We start from the raw sequence: 13,906 nt of genomic DNA on the forward strand, positions 1-13,906 counted from the left end.
GAGGGGGTATCTCCGGAAGGGGTTTCTCCGGAAACACCCCTCACCCTCGCCCTGAGGGCTTGCCGCCGACCCGACAAGGGGTCAGCGGCCCTCCCCCCGCAGGCGGGGAGAGGGGAGACCCGCGCCTCCTCTTTCCTGGGACGGCCCCACCAACCGCGGAGAGGGCGCGCTACGCCGCCGCCCCGCGCCCCGCCCGCACGTCGTCGAGCCACCCCGTCCGCAATTCCGGCACCGAGGACAGGAGCAGCCGCGTATACGGCTCCTTCGGGTCCGCCAGCAGCGCCTCGGTCGGGCCGGCCTCGACGACGCGGCCGTGCTGGAGCACCATGACGGCGTCGCTGATCGAGCGGATCACCCCGAGGTCGTGGCTGATGAAGACGTAGGCCACGGTCAGCTCGCGCTGGATCTCGACGAGGAGGTCGAGCACCGCCTCGCCCACCACCGTGTCGAGGGCGGAGGTGACCTCGTCGCACAGGATCACGTCGGGCTCGGCGGCGAGCGCCCGGGCGAGGTTGACGCGCTGCTTCTGGCCGCCGGAGAGCTCGCCCGGGCGCCGCTCGGCGACGCTGCGCGGCAGGCGGACCTGGTCGAGGAGCTGCATCAGCCGCTGGCGCCGCGCGCCCGCGCCGAGGCGGTGGTAGAAGGCCAGCGGCCGCTCCAGAATCTGGGCGATGCTCTGGGCCGGGTTCAGCACCGTGTCGGCGTTCTGGAACACGATCTGGATCCGCCGCAGGGTCTCGCGGTCGCGCCGGTCGAGCGCCGGCGGCAGCGCCTTGCCGTCGAGCCGCACCTCGCCGCGGGCGGCCGGCACGATGCCGGCGACGACGCGGGCGAGCGTGCTCTTGCCCGAGCCCGATTCGCCGATGATCCCGAGGGTCTCGCCCCGCCGCAAGCTGAAGCCGACATCGTGCAGGATCTTGATCCGCGGCAGGCCGTCGGGTCCGGCCGGGCCGTAGCCGGCGGTGATGGCGGTGGCCGCGAGCACCGGGGCCTCGCCGGTCTCGGGGAGGGCCTCCGGCCCCTTGCGCTTGACCGGGGCGGCGGCCGCGATGAGCTGGCGGGTATAGGGGTGGGCCGGCGCGCTCACCATCTGCGCGACGGGGCCGATCTCGGCCAGCCGCCCGTGGCGCAGGACCGCGATGCGGTCGGCGATCTGGGCCACCACCGCGAGGTCGTGGCTGACGTAGATGCCGGTGATGCCGCGCTCGCGGATCGCCGCCTTGAACGAGATCAGCACCTCGATCTGGGTCGTGACGTCCAGCGCCGTGGTCGGCTCGTCGAAGATCACGAGGTCGGGATCGTTGAGGAGCGCCATGGCGGCGAGCAGCCGCTGGAGCTGCCCGCCCGAGACCTGGTGGGGGTAGCGGTCGCCGATCGTGTCGGGATTCGGCAGGGCGAGCTCGCGAAACAGCGCCTTCGCCTTGGTCGTCGCGGCGTCCGCCGTGAGCGAGCCGTGGATCAGCGCGCTCTCGATCACCTGCGCCATGATGGTGCGGGCCGGGTTGAACGAGGCCGCCGCGCTCTGTGCGATGTAGGCGATGCGGTTGCCGCGCAACCCCCGCAGCGCGGAGGCGGAGCAGGCCAGGACCTGCGTCCCGAACACGTCGATCGAACCGCCGCGGATGGCGCAGCCCCGGCGGGCATAGCCCATCATGGCGAGCGCGATGGTGGTCTTGCCCGAGCCCGACTCGCCGATCAGCGCCAGCACCTCGCCGCGGGCGATCGTGAACCCGACCTCGTGGACGATCGTCGTCTCGGCCCCGTCCTCGCCCTTCGCCGCGACCTTGAGGGCCTCGACGCGGACGCTACCGCTCTTGTGCGCGTGCGCCATGGTCAGCGTCCTCCCGCTCGCGCCCGGCCGGGCAGGTTGTCGACCAGGAGGTTCACCCCGATGGTCAGGATCGCGATGGCGACCGCCGGCATCACCACCGCCGGGGCGCCGTAGCTCAGGCCCGCGATGTTCTCGCGCACCAGCGAGCCCCAGTCGGCGTAAGGCGGCTGCACGCCGAGCCCGAGGAACGACAGGCTCGACAGCAGGAGCACCACGAAGACGAAGCGCAGGCCGAAATCGGTGGCGAGGGGCCCGACCATGTTGGGCATCACCTCGCGCAGCATGATGTAGAGGCGGCCCTCGCCGCGAGCTTTTGCTGCGAGCACGAAATCCTCGGCCGCGATGTTGACCGCGAGCGCCCGGGTGATGCGGTAGCAGCCCGGCACGTAGATGAACGCCATGGTGAGCACCAGGATCGGCAGCGACGAGCCGAGGCCGGCGATCAGCACCAGGGCCAGCATCTTCGAGGGGATCGAGGTGAGCGCGTCGAGGAGGCGGCTGAGCCCGCTGTCGATCCAGCCGCCGACGACGGCCGCGAACAGCCCGAGCCCGATCCCGGCGGTGCAGGCGAGCGCGGTGGCGAGCGCCGCGATGCCGACCGTGTAGCGGGCGCCGAGCAGGATGCGGCTCAGCATGTCGCGGCCGAGATAGTCGGTGCCCAGCGGATAGGCTTTGGTGATCGGCCCGAACACGTCGACGTCGACGATCGCGCCGGCGTCGTAGGGGCTGAGCGCCTGGCCGAACACCGCGAGCACGATGCCGGTGAGCACGATGGCGGCGCCGATCCCGGCGACGGGGCTGAGGCGCAGGCGCAGGCGCGGGGCGGCCGGGGCGATGTCGGTCACGGTGTCGCTCATGCCAGTGTCTCGTTCACGCCAAGGTTTCGGTCACGCATGGCGCAGCCTCGGGTTGGAGAGGATCGCGACGATGTCGGCGGTGGTCACCAAGAGCAGGTAGACGGCGCAGAACACGATGGCGCAGGCCTGCACCACCGGCATGTCGCGCATCGACACGCTGTCGACCATCAGCTTGGCGATGCCCGGGTAGTTGAAGATCGTCTCGACGATGATGACGCCGCCGAGCAGGTAGGACAGGCTGAGGGCGACCGCGTTGGCGATGGCCCCGACCGTGTTCGGCAGGACGTGGCGCAGCACGATCCGGGCCGGGCTCGCGCCTTTCAGCGCCGCCATCTCGACGTAGGGCGACTTCATCGCCTCGATCACCGCGGCGCGGGTCATCCGCACCATCTGGGTGATGACCACGAAGGACAGGCTCATCACCGGCATCGCCACGGCGCGCAGGAATTGCAGCGGCGTCGCCGAGCGCGGCATGAAGGAGAGGGCCGGCAGCCATTTCAGGTGCACGGCGAAGATCAGCACCGCCAGGGTGGCGACCAGGAATTCGGGGATCGACACCGCCGAGATCGTCACCACGCCGACCGCCCGGTCGTAGGGCGAGCCGCGCCAGACCGCCGCGGTGATGCCGAGGGTCAGCGCCAGCGGCACCGAGATACCCGCCACGATGCCCGCGAGGATGAGCGAGCTCGACAGCCGGGTCCAGATCAGGTCGCCGACCGGCTGGCGGCTGACGAGCGAGGTGCCGGCGTCGCCCGTGAGGAGCCCGCCGAGCCAGGACACGAAACGCTGGAGCGCCGGCACGTCGAGGCCGAGCGCGTGGCGCAGGCCCGCCACGGCTTCCGGCGTCGCGCTCTGGCCGAGGATCGCCTGGGCGACGTCGCCCGGCAGGAGCTGGGTCGCCCCGAACACGACCACGGAGACGAAGAGCAGCGTCGCGAGGGCGACGAGCACCCGGCCCGCGATCAGCTTCACCATGCGGCGGCTCATGCGCCCTCCCTGGTCCTCGAGGGGCCGGCCCTCACGGGCGGGCCTGTCGGTGCAAGTGTGGTGCCTCCGGGGAGGCCGGTTGATCCGATCGATGAACTCGACGGACCTGAAATCCACTGTGTCATCCCGGGGGGGCCGCGTAGCGGAACCCGGGACGACGGGGTGGGAGGGGGACGCGTCGCTCCCTCCCGCGGCCGTTCGATCGGCCCTTACGCGTCGAGCCAGACGTACTCGCCGAAGGTGTAGCCCATCAGGCCGCCGGTCGGCATCGGGCGCAGGCCCTTGATCTTGTTGGAGTAGCAATCGAGGTTGCTGATGAAGGCCGGGATGCCGATGCCGGCGCCGTCATGCACCAGCACCTGCGCGTCGTGGTACATCTGCTTGCGCTTGGCCTCGTCGCGCTCGGCCCGGGCGGCGACGATCAGCTGGTCGAACTTCTCGTTCTTCCAGCGCGACTCGTTCCAGTTCGCGTCCGACTTGAAGAACAGGCTGAACAGCAGGTCGGCGGTCGGCCGCGGGTTGACGTTGCCGAAGCAGAACGGGCTCTTCATCCAGTAGTTCGACCAGTAGCCGTCGGACGGCACCCGCTGGACGTCGATGGTGAGGCCGAGCTTCTTGGCCTCCTGCTGCAGCAGGACGGCCATCTCGACCGAGGCGTCGGCCGCCGGCGAGGCGACGAGCGGGATGGTCGAGCCGAGCACCCCGGCCTTGTTGAGGTGGAACTTCGCCTTCTCGGGGTCGAAGGCCCGCTGCGGGATGTCGGCGGCGTGGTAGCGGTTCGAGGACGGGATCGGGTGGTCGTTGGCGATCTCGGCGTAGCCGCGGAAGATCGCGGTCCGCATCTGGGCGCGGTTGAGCAGGTACTTCATGCCGAGCACGAAGTCCGGGTTGGTGCCCGGGCCCTCGTCGAGCCGGGCGATCAGGTCGGTGTAGAGGCCGGCCTTGGTCTCGAGCACGCCGAAGCCGCCGGCGCTCTCGATCACCCGCAGCGAGCGCGGGTTGATCACCGCGGCGATCTGCACGTCGCCGGACATGAGGGCGTTCAGCCGCGCCTGCTCGTCGGGAAGGCCGAAGAACTCGATGCTGTCGACGAACGGGCCGGGCTGGCGCCAGTAATTCGCGTTGCGCAGCGCGATGGTGCGCACGCCCGGGGCGAACTCCTTGCAGGTGAACGGCCCGGTGCCGATGCCCTTCGAGAAGTCCGTCGTGCCGGCCTGGACGATGTGGAAATGCGCGGTGCCCAGGATGGTCGGCCAGTCGGCATTGGCGCCCGAGAGCACGATGGTGACCTCGTTCGGGCTCGAGGCCTCGATCGACGTCATCTGCTTGGCCAGCGTGTTGGCCTTGGAGCCCACCGCCGGGTCGAGGTGGCGCTTGAGCGAGTAGATCACGTCCTCGGTCGTCAGCGCCTTGCCGTCGTGGAAGGTCACGCCCTTGCGGATCTTGAAGATCCAGGTCTTGGCGTCCTGGCTGTCGAAGCTCTCGGCCAGTTCCGGGGCCGGGGCGCCGGTCTCGTCGATGCGGACGAGCTTGTTGTAGAAGAAGTTGCAGCGGACGTAGTCGCTCGCGTTCGACTGCTTGGCCGGGTCGAGCGTGTCGGAGGTCGAGCTGGTATAGGTGCAGACGCGGATGTTGCCGCCGCGCTTCGGCGCCTGGGCCAGCGCCTGCGTGGCGCTGCCGAACACCGCGCCGCCGGCCATCAGGCCCATGCCGGCCGAGCCGAGCAGGCCCAGGATGTCGCGCCGCGACGCGCCCCGGCGCCCGTCGAGGGCGCGGCCGCGCTCGGCCGGGCTCATGGTCTCAAAAGCGTCTGCGTCCCGCTGCGACATCGTCTTCCCCTCCGGCAGGCCTAGCGGCACCGTTCCTGGTGCGGTGCGATCGCTCGATGCTGCACCGCCAAATTTTTGGGCATGTTCCGTCCGGCCCAAACAATCATCACGATCTTCGTAGGATTGTCAACAATCCGAATCCTCGCGCGGCGACTTGGCGGGAACTTCGCGAAGTCCCGGTCGCCGGCCGCTGCTCCGTGCCGTGGGAAGCGCCTTCTGCGGCAGGTTCTGCCGTGCGGGCGCCCGGCATCGGCCGGGGTGCGGCCCGCGGTCCGGGCTATGATTCGGGAGACGCCACCGCGAGAGCCCCGATGCCAGACGCCGCCGCCCTCCTGTCCGACCTCGTCGCGATCCCCTCGGTCTGCCGCACGCCGAACGGCGCGATCGTCGCGCTGGTGCGCGACCACCTCGCCCGACACGGCGTCGAGGCCGCGGTGCTGCCGGGGCCGGAGGGCGACCGCGCCAACCTGTTTGCAACCATCGGCCCGCGCGACGTGCCGGGGATCGTGCTGTCGGGCCATCTCGACGTGGTGCCGGCCGGGGAGGGCTGGACGGGCGATCCCTTCGCCCTGCGCCGGAAGGGCGACCGCCTGGTCGGGCGCGGCGCGGTCGACATGAAGGGCTTCGTCGCCTGCCTGCTCGCCCTGGTGCCCGAGATGGCGGCGGCGACGCTCCGCCGGCCGATCCACCTCGCCCTGTCCTACGACGAGGAGGTCGGCTGCGTCGGCGTCCGCCACATGATCGCGCGGCTGCCGGAGCTCTGCGCGGCCCCGGCGGCTTGCATCGTCGGCGAGCCGTCCGAGATGCGGCCGGTCCTGCGCCACAAGGGCAAGGTCGCGGGACGCCTGACGGTGCGCGGCCGGGCCGGCCATTCCTCGCGGCCGGACCTCGCCGACAACGCCGTGCATCTCGCCGCCGACATCGTCGGGCTGGTGCGGGCGACGCACGAGCGCCTCTCCCGCGAGGGACCGCACCACCCGCTGTTCGAGCCCGCCGCCTCGACCCTGCAGGTCGGCGTGATCGCCGGCGGCACCGGGGTCAACGTCGTGCCCGACACCTGCCGGGTCGAGTGGGAGGCCCGCGCGGTGCCGGGCACCGACCCGATGACGATCCACGACGCGCTCCAGGCCGGCATCGCCGGTCTCGTGGCGCCGCTCCGGGCGGCGGGCCGGGAGGTCGCGGTCGAGAGCGAGATCCTGTCGCTCTACCCGGCCCTCGACCTTCCCGACGGCGCCCCGTTGCGCGGCCTCGCCGAGGCCTGGTCCGGCCGCGAAGCCCTCGGGGCCGTGAGCTACGGCACCGAGGCCGGGCTGTTCCAGGCCGCCGGCATCCCGTCGATCATCTGCGGCCCGGGCCGGATCGCCGAGGCGCACCGGCCCGACGAATCGATCGGCCTGTCCGACCTGGAGGAGTGCTGCGCCATGCTTCGGCGGGTGATCGCCGATCAGGCTTGAGCGTAAATCGGAGTAAAAGATAGACGAACCGGATCACCGGGCGCGCGTTGTCGGGGTCAGGACCTGAAAAACTCGGGATCCAACAGGAGAGCAGCATGCGTTCGATTCTCGCAGGACTCGCCGCCGGCCTTCTCGTCGCCGGCGCGGCCTCGGCTCAGACTGCCGCGCCGTCCACTGCCCCGGGCACCATGGGCACCGGCCCCGCCTCCACTGGCACCGTCGCGCCGATGCCGAACAACACCGGCGGCAGCGCCGGCGGCGTCGTGGCGCCCGGGCCCAACGGCGCCTCGACCGTGACCGGCAATTCGGCCGCCGGCGGCAATGCCGGCCAGCCGTCCCGCGCGGTGCCGCAGGGCAGCAGCGGCAGCGGCAGCCGGTAACGGCGCCGATGGCCGGCGCCATATCCCGTTCCTATCGCGCGCGACCGTCGATCGTATTGGAATTACCCCTCCCGGCGCGGTAACACCGCGTCCAACAGCAGGCCGGCCGCCGTCAGGGCGGCCGGTCGCCACGGGAGGAAGACGCATGAACGCCCATCAGCACTTCATCGGCGGCACCTGGGTCGGCGGCGAGGCGACCCTGCCGGTCCTCAACCCGTCGCACGGCCAGGAGATGGCCCGCATCGCCCGCGGCGGCGCCAAGGAGATCGACGAGGCCGTGAAGGCCGGCCACGCCGCCATGGACGGCGAGTGGGGCCGCCTCGACGCCGCCTCCCGCGGCCGGCTGATGCTGAAGCTCGCCGAGCTGATCCGCCGCGACGCCGAGATCCTGGCCAAGATGGAGAGCGAGGACGTCGGCAAGCCGATGACGCTCGCCCGCAACGACGCCCAGGTCTGCGCCCGCTACTTCGAGTATTACGGCGGCGCCGCCGACAAGGTGCACGGCGACACGATCCCGTTCCAGAACGGCTTCACGGTCATGACCGTCTACGAGCCGCACGGCGTCGTCGGCGTGATCGTGCCGTGGAACTACCCTCTCCAGATGACCGGCCGCTCGGTCGCCCCGGCGCTCGCCATGGGCAACGCCGTGGTGCTCAAGCCCGCCGAGGACACCTCGCTCTCGGCGCTGCACCTCGCCAAGCTCGCGGCGGAAGCCGGCTTCCCGGCCGGCAGCCTCAACGTGGTCACCGGCCTCGGCGAGGAGGCGGGCGCGGCCCTGGCCTCGCACAAGGGCATCCACCACATCAGCTTCACCGGCTCGCGCGAGGTCGGAACCCTGATCCAGACGGCGGCGGCCAAGAACACGATCCCGGTGACGCTCGAGCTCGGCGGCAAGTCGCCCCAGGTCGTCTTCGCCGATGCCGACCTGTCCGAGGCCGGCACCGTCATCGTCAAGGCGATCACCCAGAATGCCGGCCAGACCTGCTCGGCCGGCTCCCGCGTGGTGATCGAGGATTCCATCTACGACAGCTTCACCGCCGACCTGGCGAAGCGCTTCAAGGACCTGCGCGTCGGCTCGGGCGAGCAGGACCTCGACCTCGGCCCCGTGGTCAACGCCAAGCAGTGCGAGCGGGTGCAGGGCTACATCGATCTTGCCCGCCGCGACGGCCTGACCATCCTGGCCGAGGGCGAGCTCGGCACCAACGTCCCGGGCGACGGCTACTACGTCCGCCCAACCCTGATCGGCGACGTGCCGCCGGACCACCGCCTGGCCCAGGAGGAGATCTTCGGCCCCGTGCTGGTGGCGATCCGGGTGCGCGACGAGGCCGAGGCGCTCGCGGTCGCGAACGGCACCGAGTACGGCCTTGCCGCCGGCATCTGGACCCAGGATCTCGGCAAGGCCCTGCGCCTGTCGAAGGGCATCAAGTCGGGCCAGGTCTTCGTCAACAATTACGGCGCGGGCGGCGGCGTCGAGCTGCCCTTCGGCGGCGTGAAGGGCTCGGGCCACGGCCGCGAGAAGGGCTTCGAGGCGCTCTACGGCTTCGGCTCGATGAAGATGATCGCGATCAAGCACGGGGTCTGATCATCATGGCAGCGGGGAGTGGAGTCAGGCCGCTCAGCGGCCTGACCGTGGTGGCGCTCGAGCAGGCGGTGGCGGCACCCTACTGCTCCTCGCGCCTCGCCGACGCGGGCGCCCGCGTCATCAAGATCGAGCGGCCGGAGGGCGATTTCGCCCGCGGCTACGACGCGGCGGTGAACGGCCTGGCGAGCTACTTCGTCTGGCTCAACCGCGGCAAGGAGAGCCTGGTCGCCGACATCAAGGACCCGGGCGATGCCCGGCTCCTGCACGCGGTGCTGGCCAAGGCCGACGTGTTCATCCAGAACCTCGCGCCGGGCGCCGCGGCGCGGGCGGGCTTCGGCTCGGAGGAGTTGCGGGCGCGCTACCCGCGCCTCATCACCGTGGACGTCACCGGCTACGGCTCCGGGCATTCCTACTCGGACATGAAGGCCTACGACCTGCTGGTCCAGGCCGAGAGCGGGCTCGCCGAGATCACCGGCCACCCGGCCGGCCCCGGCCGTGTCGGGGTGTCGGTCTGCGACATCGCCTGCGGCATGGCGGCCCACGCCGCCGTGCTGGAGGCTCTGATCGCCCGCGGCATCACCGGCGAGGGCGCCAAGCTCGAGGTCAGCCTGTTCGACGGCATGGCCGACTGGATGAACGTGCCGCTGCTCTACTTCGAGGGCACCGGCCGGGCGCCGCAGCGGGTCGGCCTCGCCCACCCGTCGATCTGCCCCTACGGCGCCTTCCCGACGAGGGACGGGGCCCTGGTGCTGCTCTCGATCCAGAACGAGCGCGAATGGCGCAAGTTCTGCGCCGAGTTCCTGCGCCAGCCCGATTTGCCGTCGCGGGAGGGGTTCGAGAGCAACAACGCCCGGGTGGCGAACCGGCCCGAGGTTGACGCGGTGGTGGCGCGGGTCTTCGCAGACTTGAGCCGCGACGAGGCGGCGGCGCGGCTGCGGACGGCCGGCACCGCCTACGGCTTCGTCAATGGCCTCGCCAACCTCGTGTCGCATCCGGCCCTGCGCCGGGTGACCGTCGAGACCCCGGCCGGCCCGGCCTCGATCGTCGCGCCGCCGGCGCTCCGCAACGGCCAGGCGCCGGTGATGGGCCGCGTGCCGGGGATCGGCGAGCACAGCGAGGCGATCCGGCGGGAATTCGCGGCGTAAGTTCTCTTCACCGCCTACTGGTCGAGCACACTCCCCTCTCCCGTGTGGGAGAGGGGCGGGGGGGTGAGGGTGCTACGGTTCTTATTCGAGCACTGAGCGTCGTGCTGGCAGCGTGACGACCCGAGTTTTGATCGGCAGCGCGTCACCCTCACCCCTACTCCTCTCCCAAACGGGAGAGGGGATCCCGCGATTCGATGAACACCCTGGAGGACCGCCATGGCCACGATCCGCGAAGAAGACCTGGTCGCCTCCATCGCCGACGCGCTGCAATTCATCTCGTACTACCACCCGGCGGACTACATCGAGAACCTCGCCGACGCCTGGCGGCGCGAGGAGAGCCCGGCGGCCCGGGACGCGATGGCGCAGATCCTGGTCAATTCCCGCATGGCCGCCTTCGGCCGGCGGCCGATCTGCCAGGACACCGGGACGGCGCAAGTGTTCATGAAGGTCGGGCTCGGGGCCCGCATCGTGTCGAACCGCTCGCTCCAGGAGATCGTCGACGAGGGCGTGCGCCGGGCCTGGCGCGAGGAGCGCAACCCCTTGCGCGCCTCGGTGGTCTCCGAGCCGCTCTTCGGCCGTCGCAACACCGGCGACAACGCCCCGGCGATGCTCCACGTCGAGATGGTGGCGGGCGACGCGATCGAGGTCCACGTCGCCGCGAAGGGCGGCGGCTCGGAGAACAAGGCGAAGTTCGCCGCCCTCAACCCGAGCGACTCGGTCGCCGACTGGGTGGTGCGCACCGTCGAGACGCTGGGTGCGGGCTGGTGCCCGCCCGGCATGCTCGGCATCGGCGTCGGCGGCTCGCCCGAGAAGGCGATGACGCTCGCCAAGCTCTCGCTCCTCGACCCGATCGACCTGCCGCAGATCCGCGCCCGCGGCCCCGCCTCCAAGGAGGAGGAATTGCGGCTCGAGATCTTCGAGCGGGTCAACGCCCTCGGCATCGGCGCGCAGGGGCTCGGCGGCCTCACCACCGTGTTGGATGTGAAGCTGAAGACCTTCCCGGTCCACGCCGCCTCGCTCCCCGTCGGCCTGATCCCGCAATGCGCCGCCGACCGGCACGCCCATTTCACCCTCGACGGCAGCGGCCCGGCCGTCTTCACCCCGCCCTCCCTCGACCTCTGGCCGCAGGACATCAGCGTCGCGACCGCCGCCGGGCGGCGGGTCGACCTCGACCGGCTGACCCGCGAGGAGGTGGCGACCTGGCGCGCCGGCGAGACGCTTCTCCTCTCCGGTCGCCTGCTCACCGGGCGCGACGCCGCGCACCTGCGCCTGACCCGGATGCTGGAGGCGGGCGAGGACCTGCCGGTCGATCTGCGCGACCGGGCGATCTACTATGTCGGCCCGGTCGATGCGGTCGGCGACGAGGCGGTGGGTCCCGCCGGTCCCACCACGGCGACCCGGATGGACAAGTTCCTGGAGCCGATCCTGTCGCGGACGGGCCTCCTCGTCATGGTCGGCAAGGCCGAGCGCGGTCCGGCCGCGGTCGAGACCATCGCCCGCCACGGGGCGGCCTACCTGATCGCGGTGGGCGGCGCGGCCTACCTCGTCTCGAAGGCGATCAAGTCGGCGCGGGTGCTGGCCTTCGCCGATCTCGGCATGGAGGCGATTCACGAATTCGTCGTCGAGGACATGCCGGTGACGGTGGCGGTCGATGCCGCCGGCACCTCGGTCCACCGCGACGGGCCGGCGCGCTGGCGCCGGCCGGTCCGGGAGGCGGTGCCCGCGTGAGGCGTGGCGGGGGGCTTCACGCCCCCCGCATCGCGTTCATGGTCAGGAGCTCGTAGGTCGCCGCGGTCTCGCCCGAAGCGGTCCGGATCTCCACGTCCCAGCGCACCTCGCCGTACTGCGCGTTGCGCGGCGACTTCTCCTTGGCGGTCAGCCGTACCCGGATCGCCTCGCCGGGCTGGATCGGCTTGAGGAAGCGCAAGGAATCGAGCCCGTAATTGGCGAGCACCGGACCCGGATCGGGATCGACGAACAGGCCGGCGGCAAAGGACAGGAGCAGGTAGCCGTGCGCCACCCGGCCGGGGAAGAACGGGTGGCCCTTCGTCGCCTCCTCGCTCATGTGGGCGTAGAAGGTGTCGCCGGTGAAGCGAGCGAAGTGCTCGATGTCCGCGAGCGTGATCACCCGCTCGGCCGAGTGGAAGCTGCGGCCGATCTCCAGGTCCTCGAAGTGGCAGCGGAACGGATGCTCGGGCCGGATCGCCTCCGGCGCGCCCTTGATCCAGCTCTCCGTGATCCGGCTCAGCATCGCGGGCGAGCCCTGGAGCGCCGTGCGCTGCATGTAGTGGGACAAGGCCCGCACGCCGCCGAGCTCCTCGCCGCCGCCGGCCCGGCCGGGTCCGCCATGCATCATGTGCGGCATCGGCGAGCCGTGGCCGGTCTGCTCCTTGGCGCAGTCGCGGTCGATGACGACGAGGCGGCCGTGATAGGCCCCGACCCCGAAGACCAGATCCGCCGCGGCCGCCGGGTCGTGGGTGTAGAGCGAGGCGACGAGGCTGCCCTCGCCGCGATTGGCCAGCACCGCCGCCTCGTCGAGCCCGTCATACCCCATCACGGTGCAGACCGGGCCGAACGCCTCGAGGCCGTGCACCTGCCGGGCCCGGAGCGGGTCGGCGCAGTGGAGCAGCATCGGCGGCAGGAAGGCGCCCGTCTCCGGGTCCGCCCCCTCGACGGCGAGGCGCGCCGGGTCGCCGAAGACCAGCTCGGCCTCCGCCTTCAGGGCGTCCACCCGGGCCAGCACGTCGCGGCGCTGCGCGAGGCCGACCACCGGCCCCATCCTGACGTCCTCGCGGGCGGGGTCGCCGATCCGCACCGAGGCCAGGCGCTGCCGAAGCGCCTCGATCACCGCCGGCACGTGGGCGCGGGGCGCCAGCGCCCGCCGGATCGCGGTGCATTTCTGCCCCGCCTTGACGGTCATCTCCTTGGCGACCTCCTTGACGTAGAGGTCGAATTCCGGCGTGCCCGGCCCGGCATCGGGGCCGAGGATCGCGGCGTTGAGCGAGTCGCGCTCGGCCACGAAATGCACCGCCTCGCGGGCGATCACCGGATGGCGCTGGAGCAGCTGCGCCGTCTCGGCCGAGCCGGTGAACGACACCACGTCCTGGCCGGTCAGATGATCGAACAGGTCGCCGGTCGGGCCGACGACGCATTGCAGGGCGCCGTCCGGCAGGATGCCGGATTCGGCGATCAGCCGCACCAGCGCGTGGGCGACGTAGGCCGTGATGGTGGCGGGCTTCGTCACCACCGGCACGCCGGCGAGGATCGCGGGCGCGAGCTTCTCGAGCAGCCCCCAGCACGGGAAGTTGAAGGCGTTGATGTGGACGGCGCAGCCCGTCCGGGCCGTCATCACGTGGCGACCGACGAAGCTGCCGCCGCGCGACAGGGGCTCCACCGCCCCGTCGATCAGGAAGGTCGCGTTCGGCAGTTCGCGCCGCCCCTTCGAGGCGTAGACGAACAGCGTGCCGATGCCGCCGTCGATGTCGATCAGGTTGTCGGTGCGGGTGGCCCCGGTCTGGTGCGACAGGGCGTAGAGCCCGTCCCGGCGCTCGTTGAGGAAGGCGGCCAGCCGCTTCAGCATCTCGGCGCGCTGGTGGAAGGTGAGGCGCCGCAGGGCCGGACCGCCGACCCGGCGGGCATGGTCCAGCACCTCGGCCATGCCGGGTCCGCCTTGCGAGAGGCCGCCGCTGCCGACCTCCGCCACCACCGCGCCGGTCACGGCGCTGCGGATGCCGGTCCAGTCTCCCCCCGGCGCGATCCAGCGTCCCTGGACGTAGCTCTCCAGCCGCATGGCGTCCTCCCGTCCGTTCTATGCCCGTTATTCTCGGCCCATTATTGACCG

The 13,906-nt window shown here is 71.5% G+C and carries 10 protein-coding genes; 5 read left to right on the plus strand and 5 right to left on the minus strand.

Translation table 11 applies throughout. From position 1 onward, the window contains the following. Nucleotides 1-169: 169 nt before the first annotated feature. From DK419_RS03765 to DK419_RS03780, 4 genes are all read right to left on the minus strand, one after another. A complete protein-coding gene (locus DK419_RS03765) occupies nt 170-1,831 on the minus strand; it encodes an ABC transporter ATP-binding protein (protein WP_109957909.1) in 1,662 nt (553 codons plus the stop codon). 2 nt (nt 1,832-1,833) lie between these two features. Then, entirely contained in the window at nt 1,834-2,688 is an 855-nt protein-coding gene (locus tag DK419_RS03770) for an ABC transporter permease (protein ID WP_109957910.1), read from the minus strand. A gap of 30 nt (nt 2,689-2,718) precedes the next feature. Then, nucleotides 2,719-3,675 (minus strand): ABC transporter permease, encoded by a 957-nt coding sequence (locus DK419_RS03775; RefSeq protein ID WP_109957911.1) that lies wholly within the window; start codon nt 3,673-3,675, stop codon nt 2,719-2,721. A gap of 209 nt (nt 3,676-3,884) precedes the next feature. Further along, nucleotides 3,885-5,471, minus strand: coding sequence for an ABC transporter substrate-binding protein (locus DK419_RS03780; protein ID WP_208642277.1), 1,587 nt, complete (start codon nt 5,469-5,471; stop codon nt 3,885-3,887). 344 nt (nt 5,472-5,815) lie between these two features. On the opposite strand from DK419_RS03780, the gene argE reads away from it, so the two are divergent. From argE to DK419_RS03805, 5 genes are all read left to right on the plus strand, one after another. Further along, nucleotides 5,816-6,958, plus strand: a complete 1,143-nt coding sequence (gene argE / locus DK419_RS03785) for an acetylornithine deacetylase (protein ID WP_109957913.1) — start codon at nt 5,816-5,818, stop codon at nt 6,956-6,958. A gap of 95 nt (nt 6,959-7,053) precedes the next feature. Beyond that, nucleotides 7,054-7,338, plus strand: coding sequence for a hypothetical protein (locus DK419_RS03790; protein ID WP_109957914.1), 285 nt, complete (start codon nt 7,054-7,056; stop codon nt 7,336-7,338). A 145-nt stretch (nt 7,339-7,483) separates the two neighbouring features. Continuing rightward, a complete protein-coding gene (locus DK419_RS03795) occupies nt 7,484-8,920 on the plus strand; it encodes an aldehyde dehydrogenase family protein (protein ID WP_109957915.1) in 1,437 nt (478 codons plus the stop codon). A 5-nt stretch (nt 8,921-8,925) separates the two neighbouring features. Then, complete coding sequence (locus DK419_RS03800) at nt 8,926-10,065, plus strand: CaiB/BaiF CoA transferase family protein (RefSeq protein ID WP_109957916.1); 1,140 nt, start codon at nt 8,926-8,928, stop codon at nt 10,063-10,065. 216 nt (nt 10,066-10,281) lie between these two features. Then, nucleotides 10,282-11,793 carry a fumarate hydratase gene (locus DK419_RS03805; protein WP_109957917.1) on the plus strand — a complete coding sequence of 504 codons (1,512 nt, stop codon included), beginning with the start codon at nt 10,282-10,284 and terminating at the stop codon, nt 11,791-11,793. Between the two features lie 16 nt (nt 11,794-11,809). Here DK419_RS03805 and paaZ read toward each other — a convergent pair whose 3' ends face one another. After that, nucleotides 11,810-13,855, minus strand: a complete 2,046-nt coding sequence (paaZ, locus tag DK419_RS03810; RefSeq protein WP_109957918.1) for a phenylacetic acid degradation bifunctional protein PaaZ — start codon at nt 13,853-13,855, stop codon at nt 11,810-11,812. Between the last annotated feature and the right edge of the window lie 51 nt (nt 13,856-13,906).

The sequence above is a fragment of the Methylobacterium terrae genome (assembly GCF_003173755.1).
Classification (GTDB): Bacteria; Pseudomonadota; Alphaproteobacteria; order Rhizobiales; family Beijerinckiaceae; genus Methylobacterium; species Methylobacterium terrae.

Excerpts from the sequence above, each read along its gene's own strand:
- DK419_RS03765 (WP_109957909.1), bottom strand. The coding sequence starts at position 1,831 with ATGGCGCACGCGCACAAGAGCGGTAGCGTCCGCGTCGAGGCCCTCAAG.
- DK419_RS03770 (WP_109957910.1), bottom strand. The coding sequence starts at position 2,688 with ATGAGCGACACCGTGACCGACATCGCCCCGGCCGCCCCGCGCCTGCGC.
- DK419_RS03775 (WP_109957911.1), bottom strand. The coding sequence starts at position 3,675 with ATGAGCCGCCGCATGGTGAAGCTGATCGCGGGCCGGGTGCTCGTCGCC.
- DK419_RS03780 (WP_208642277.1), bottom strand. The coding sequence starts at position 5,471 with ATGAGCCCGGCCGAGCGCGGCCGCGCCCTCGACGGGCGCCGGGGCGCG.
- argE (WP_109957913.1), top strand. The coding sequence starts at position 5,816 with ATGCCAGACGCCGCCGCCCTCCTGTCCGACCTCGTCGCGATCCCCTCG.
- DK419_RS03790 (WP_109957914.1), top strand. The coding sequence starts at position 7,054 with ATGCGTTCGATTCTCGCAGGACTCGCCGCCGGCCTTCTCGTCGCCGGC.
- DK419_RS03795 (WP_109957915.1), top strand. The coding sequence starts at position 7,484 with ATGAACGCCCATCAGCACTTCATCGGCGGCACCTGGGTCGGCGGCGAG.
- DK419_RS03800 (WP_109957916.1), top strand. The coding sequence starts at position 8,926 with ATGGCAGCGGGGAGTGGAGTCAGGCCGCTCAGCGGCCTGACCGTGGTG.
- DK419_RS03805 (WP_109957917.1), top strand. The coding sequence starts at position 10,282 with ATGGCCACGATCCGCGAAGAAGACCTGGTCGCCTCCATCGCCGACGCG.
- paaZ (WP_109957918.1), bottom strand. The coding sequence starts at position 13,855 with ATGCGGCTGGAGAGCTACGTCCAGGGACGCTGGATCGCGCCGGGGGGA.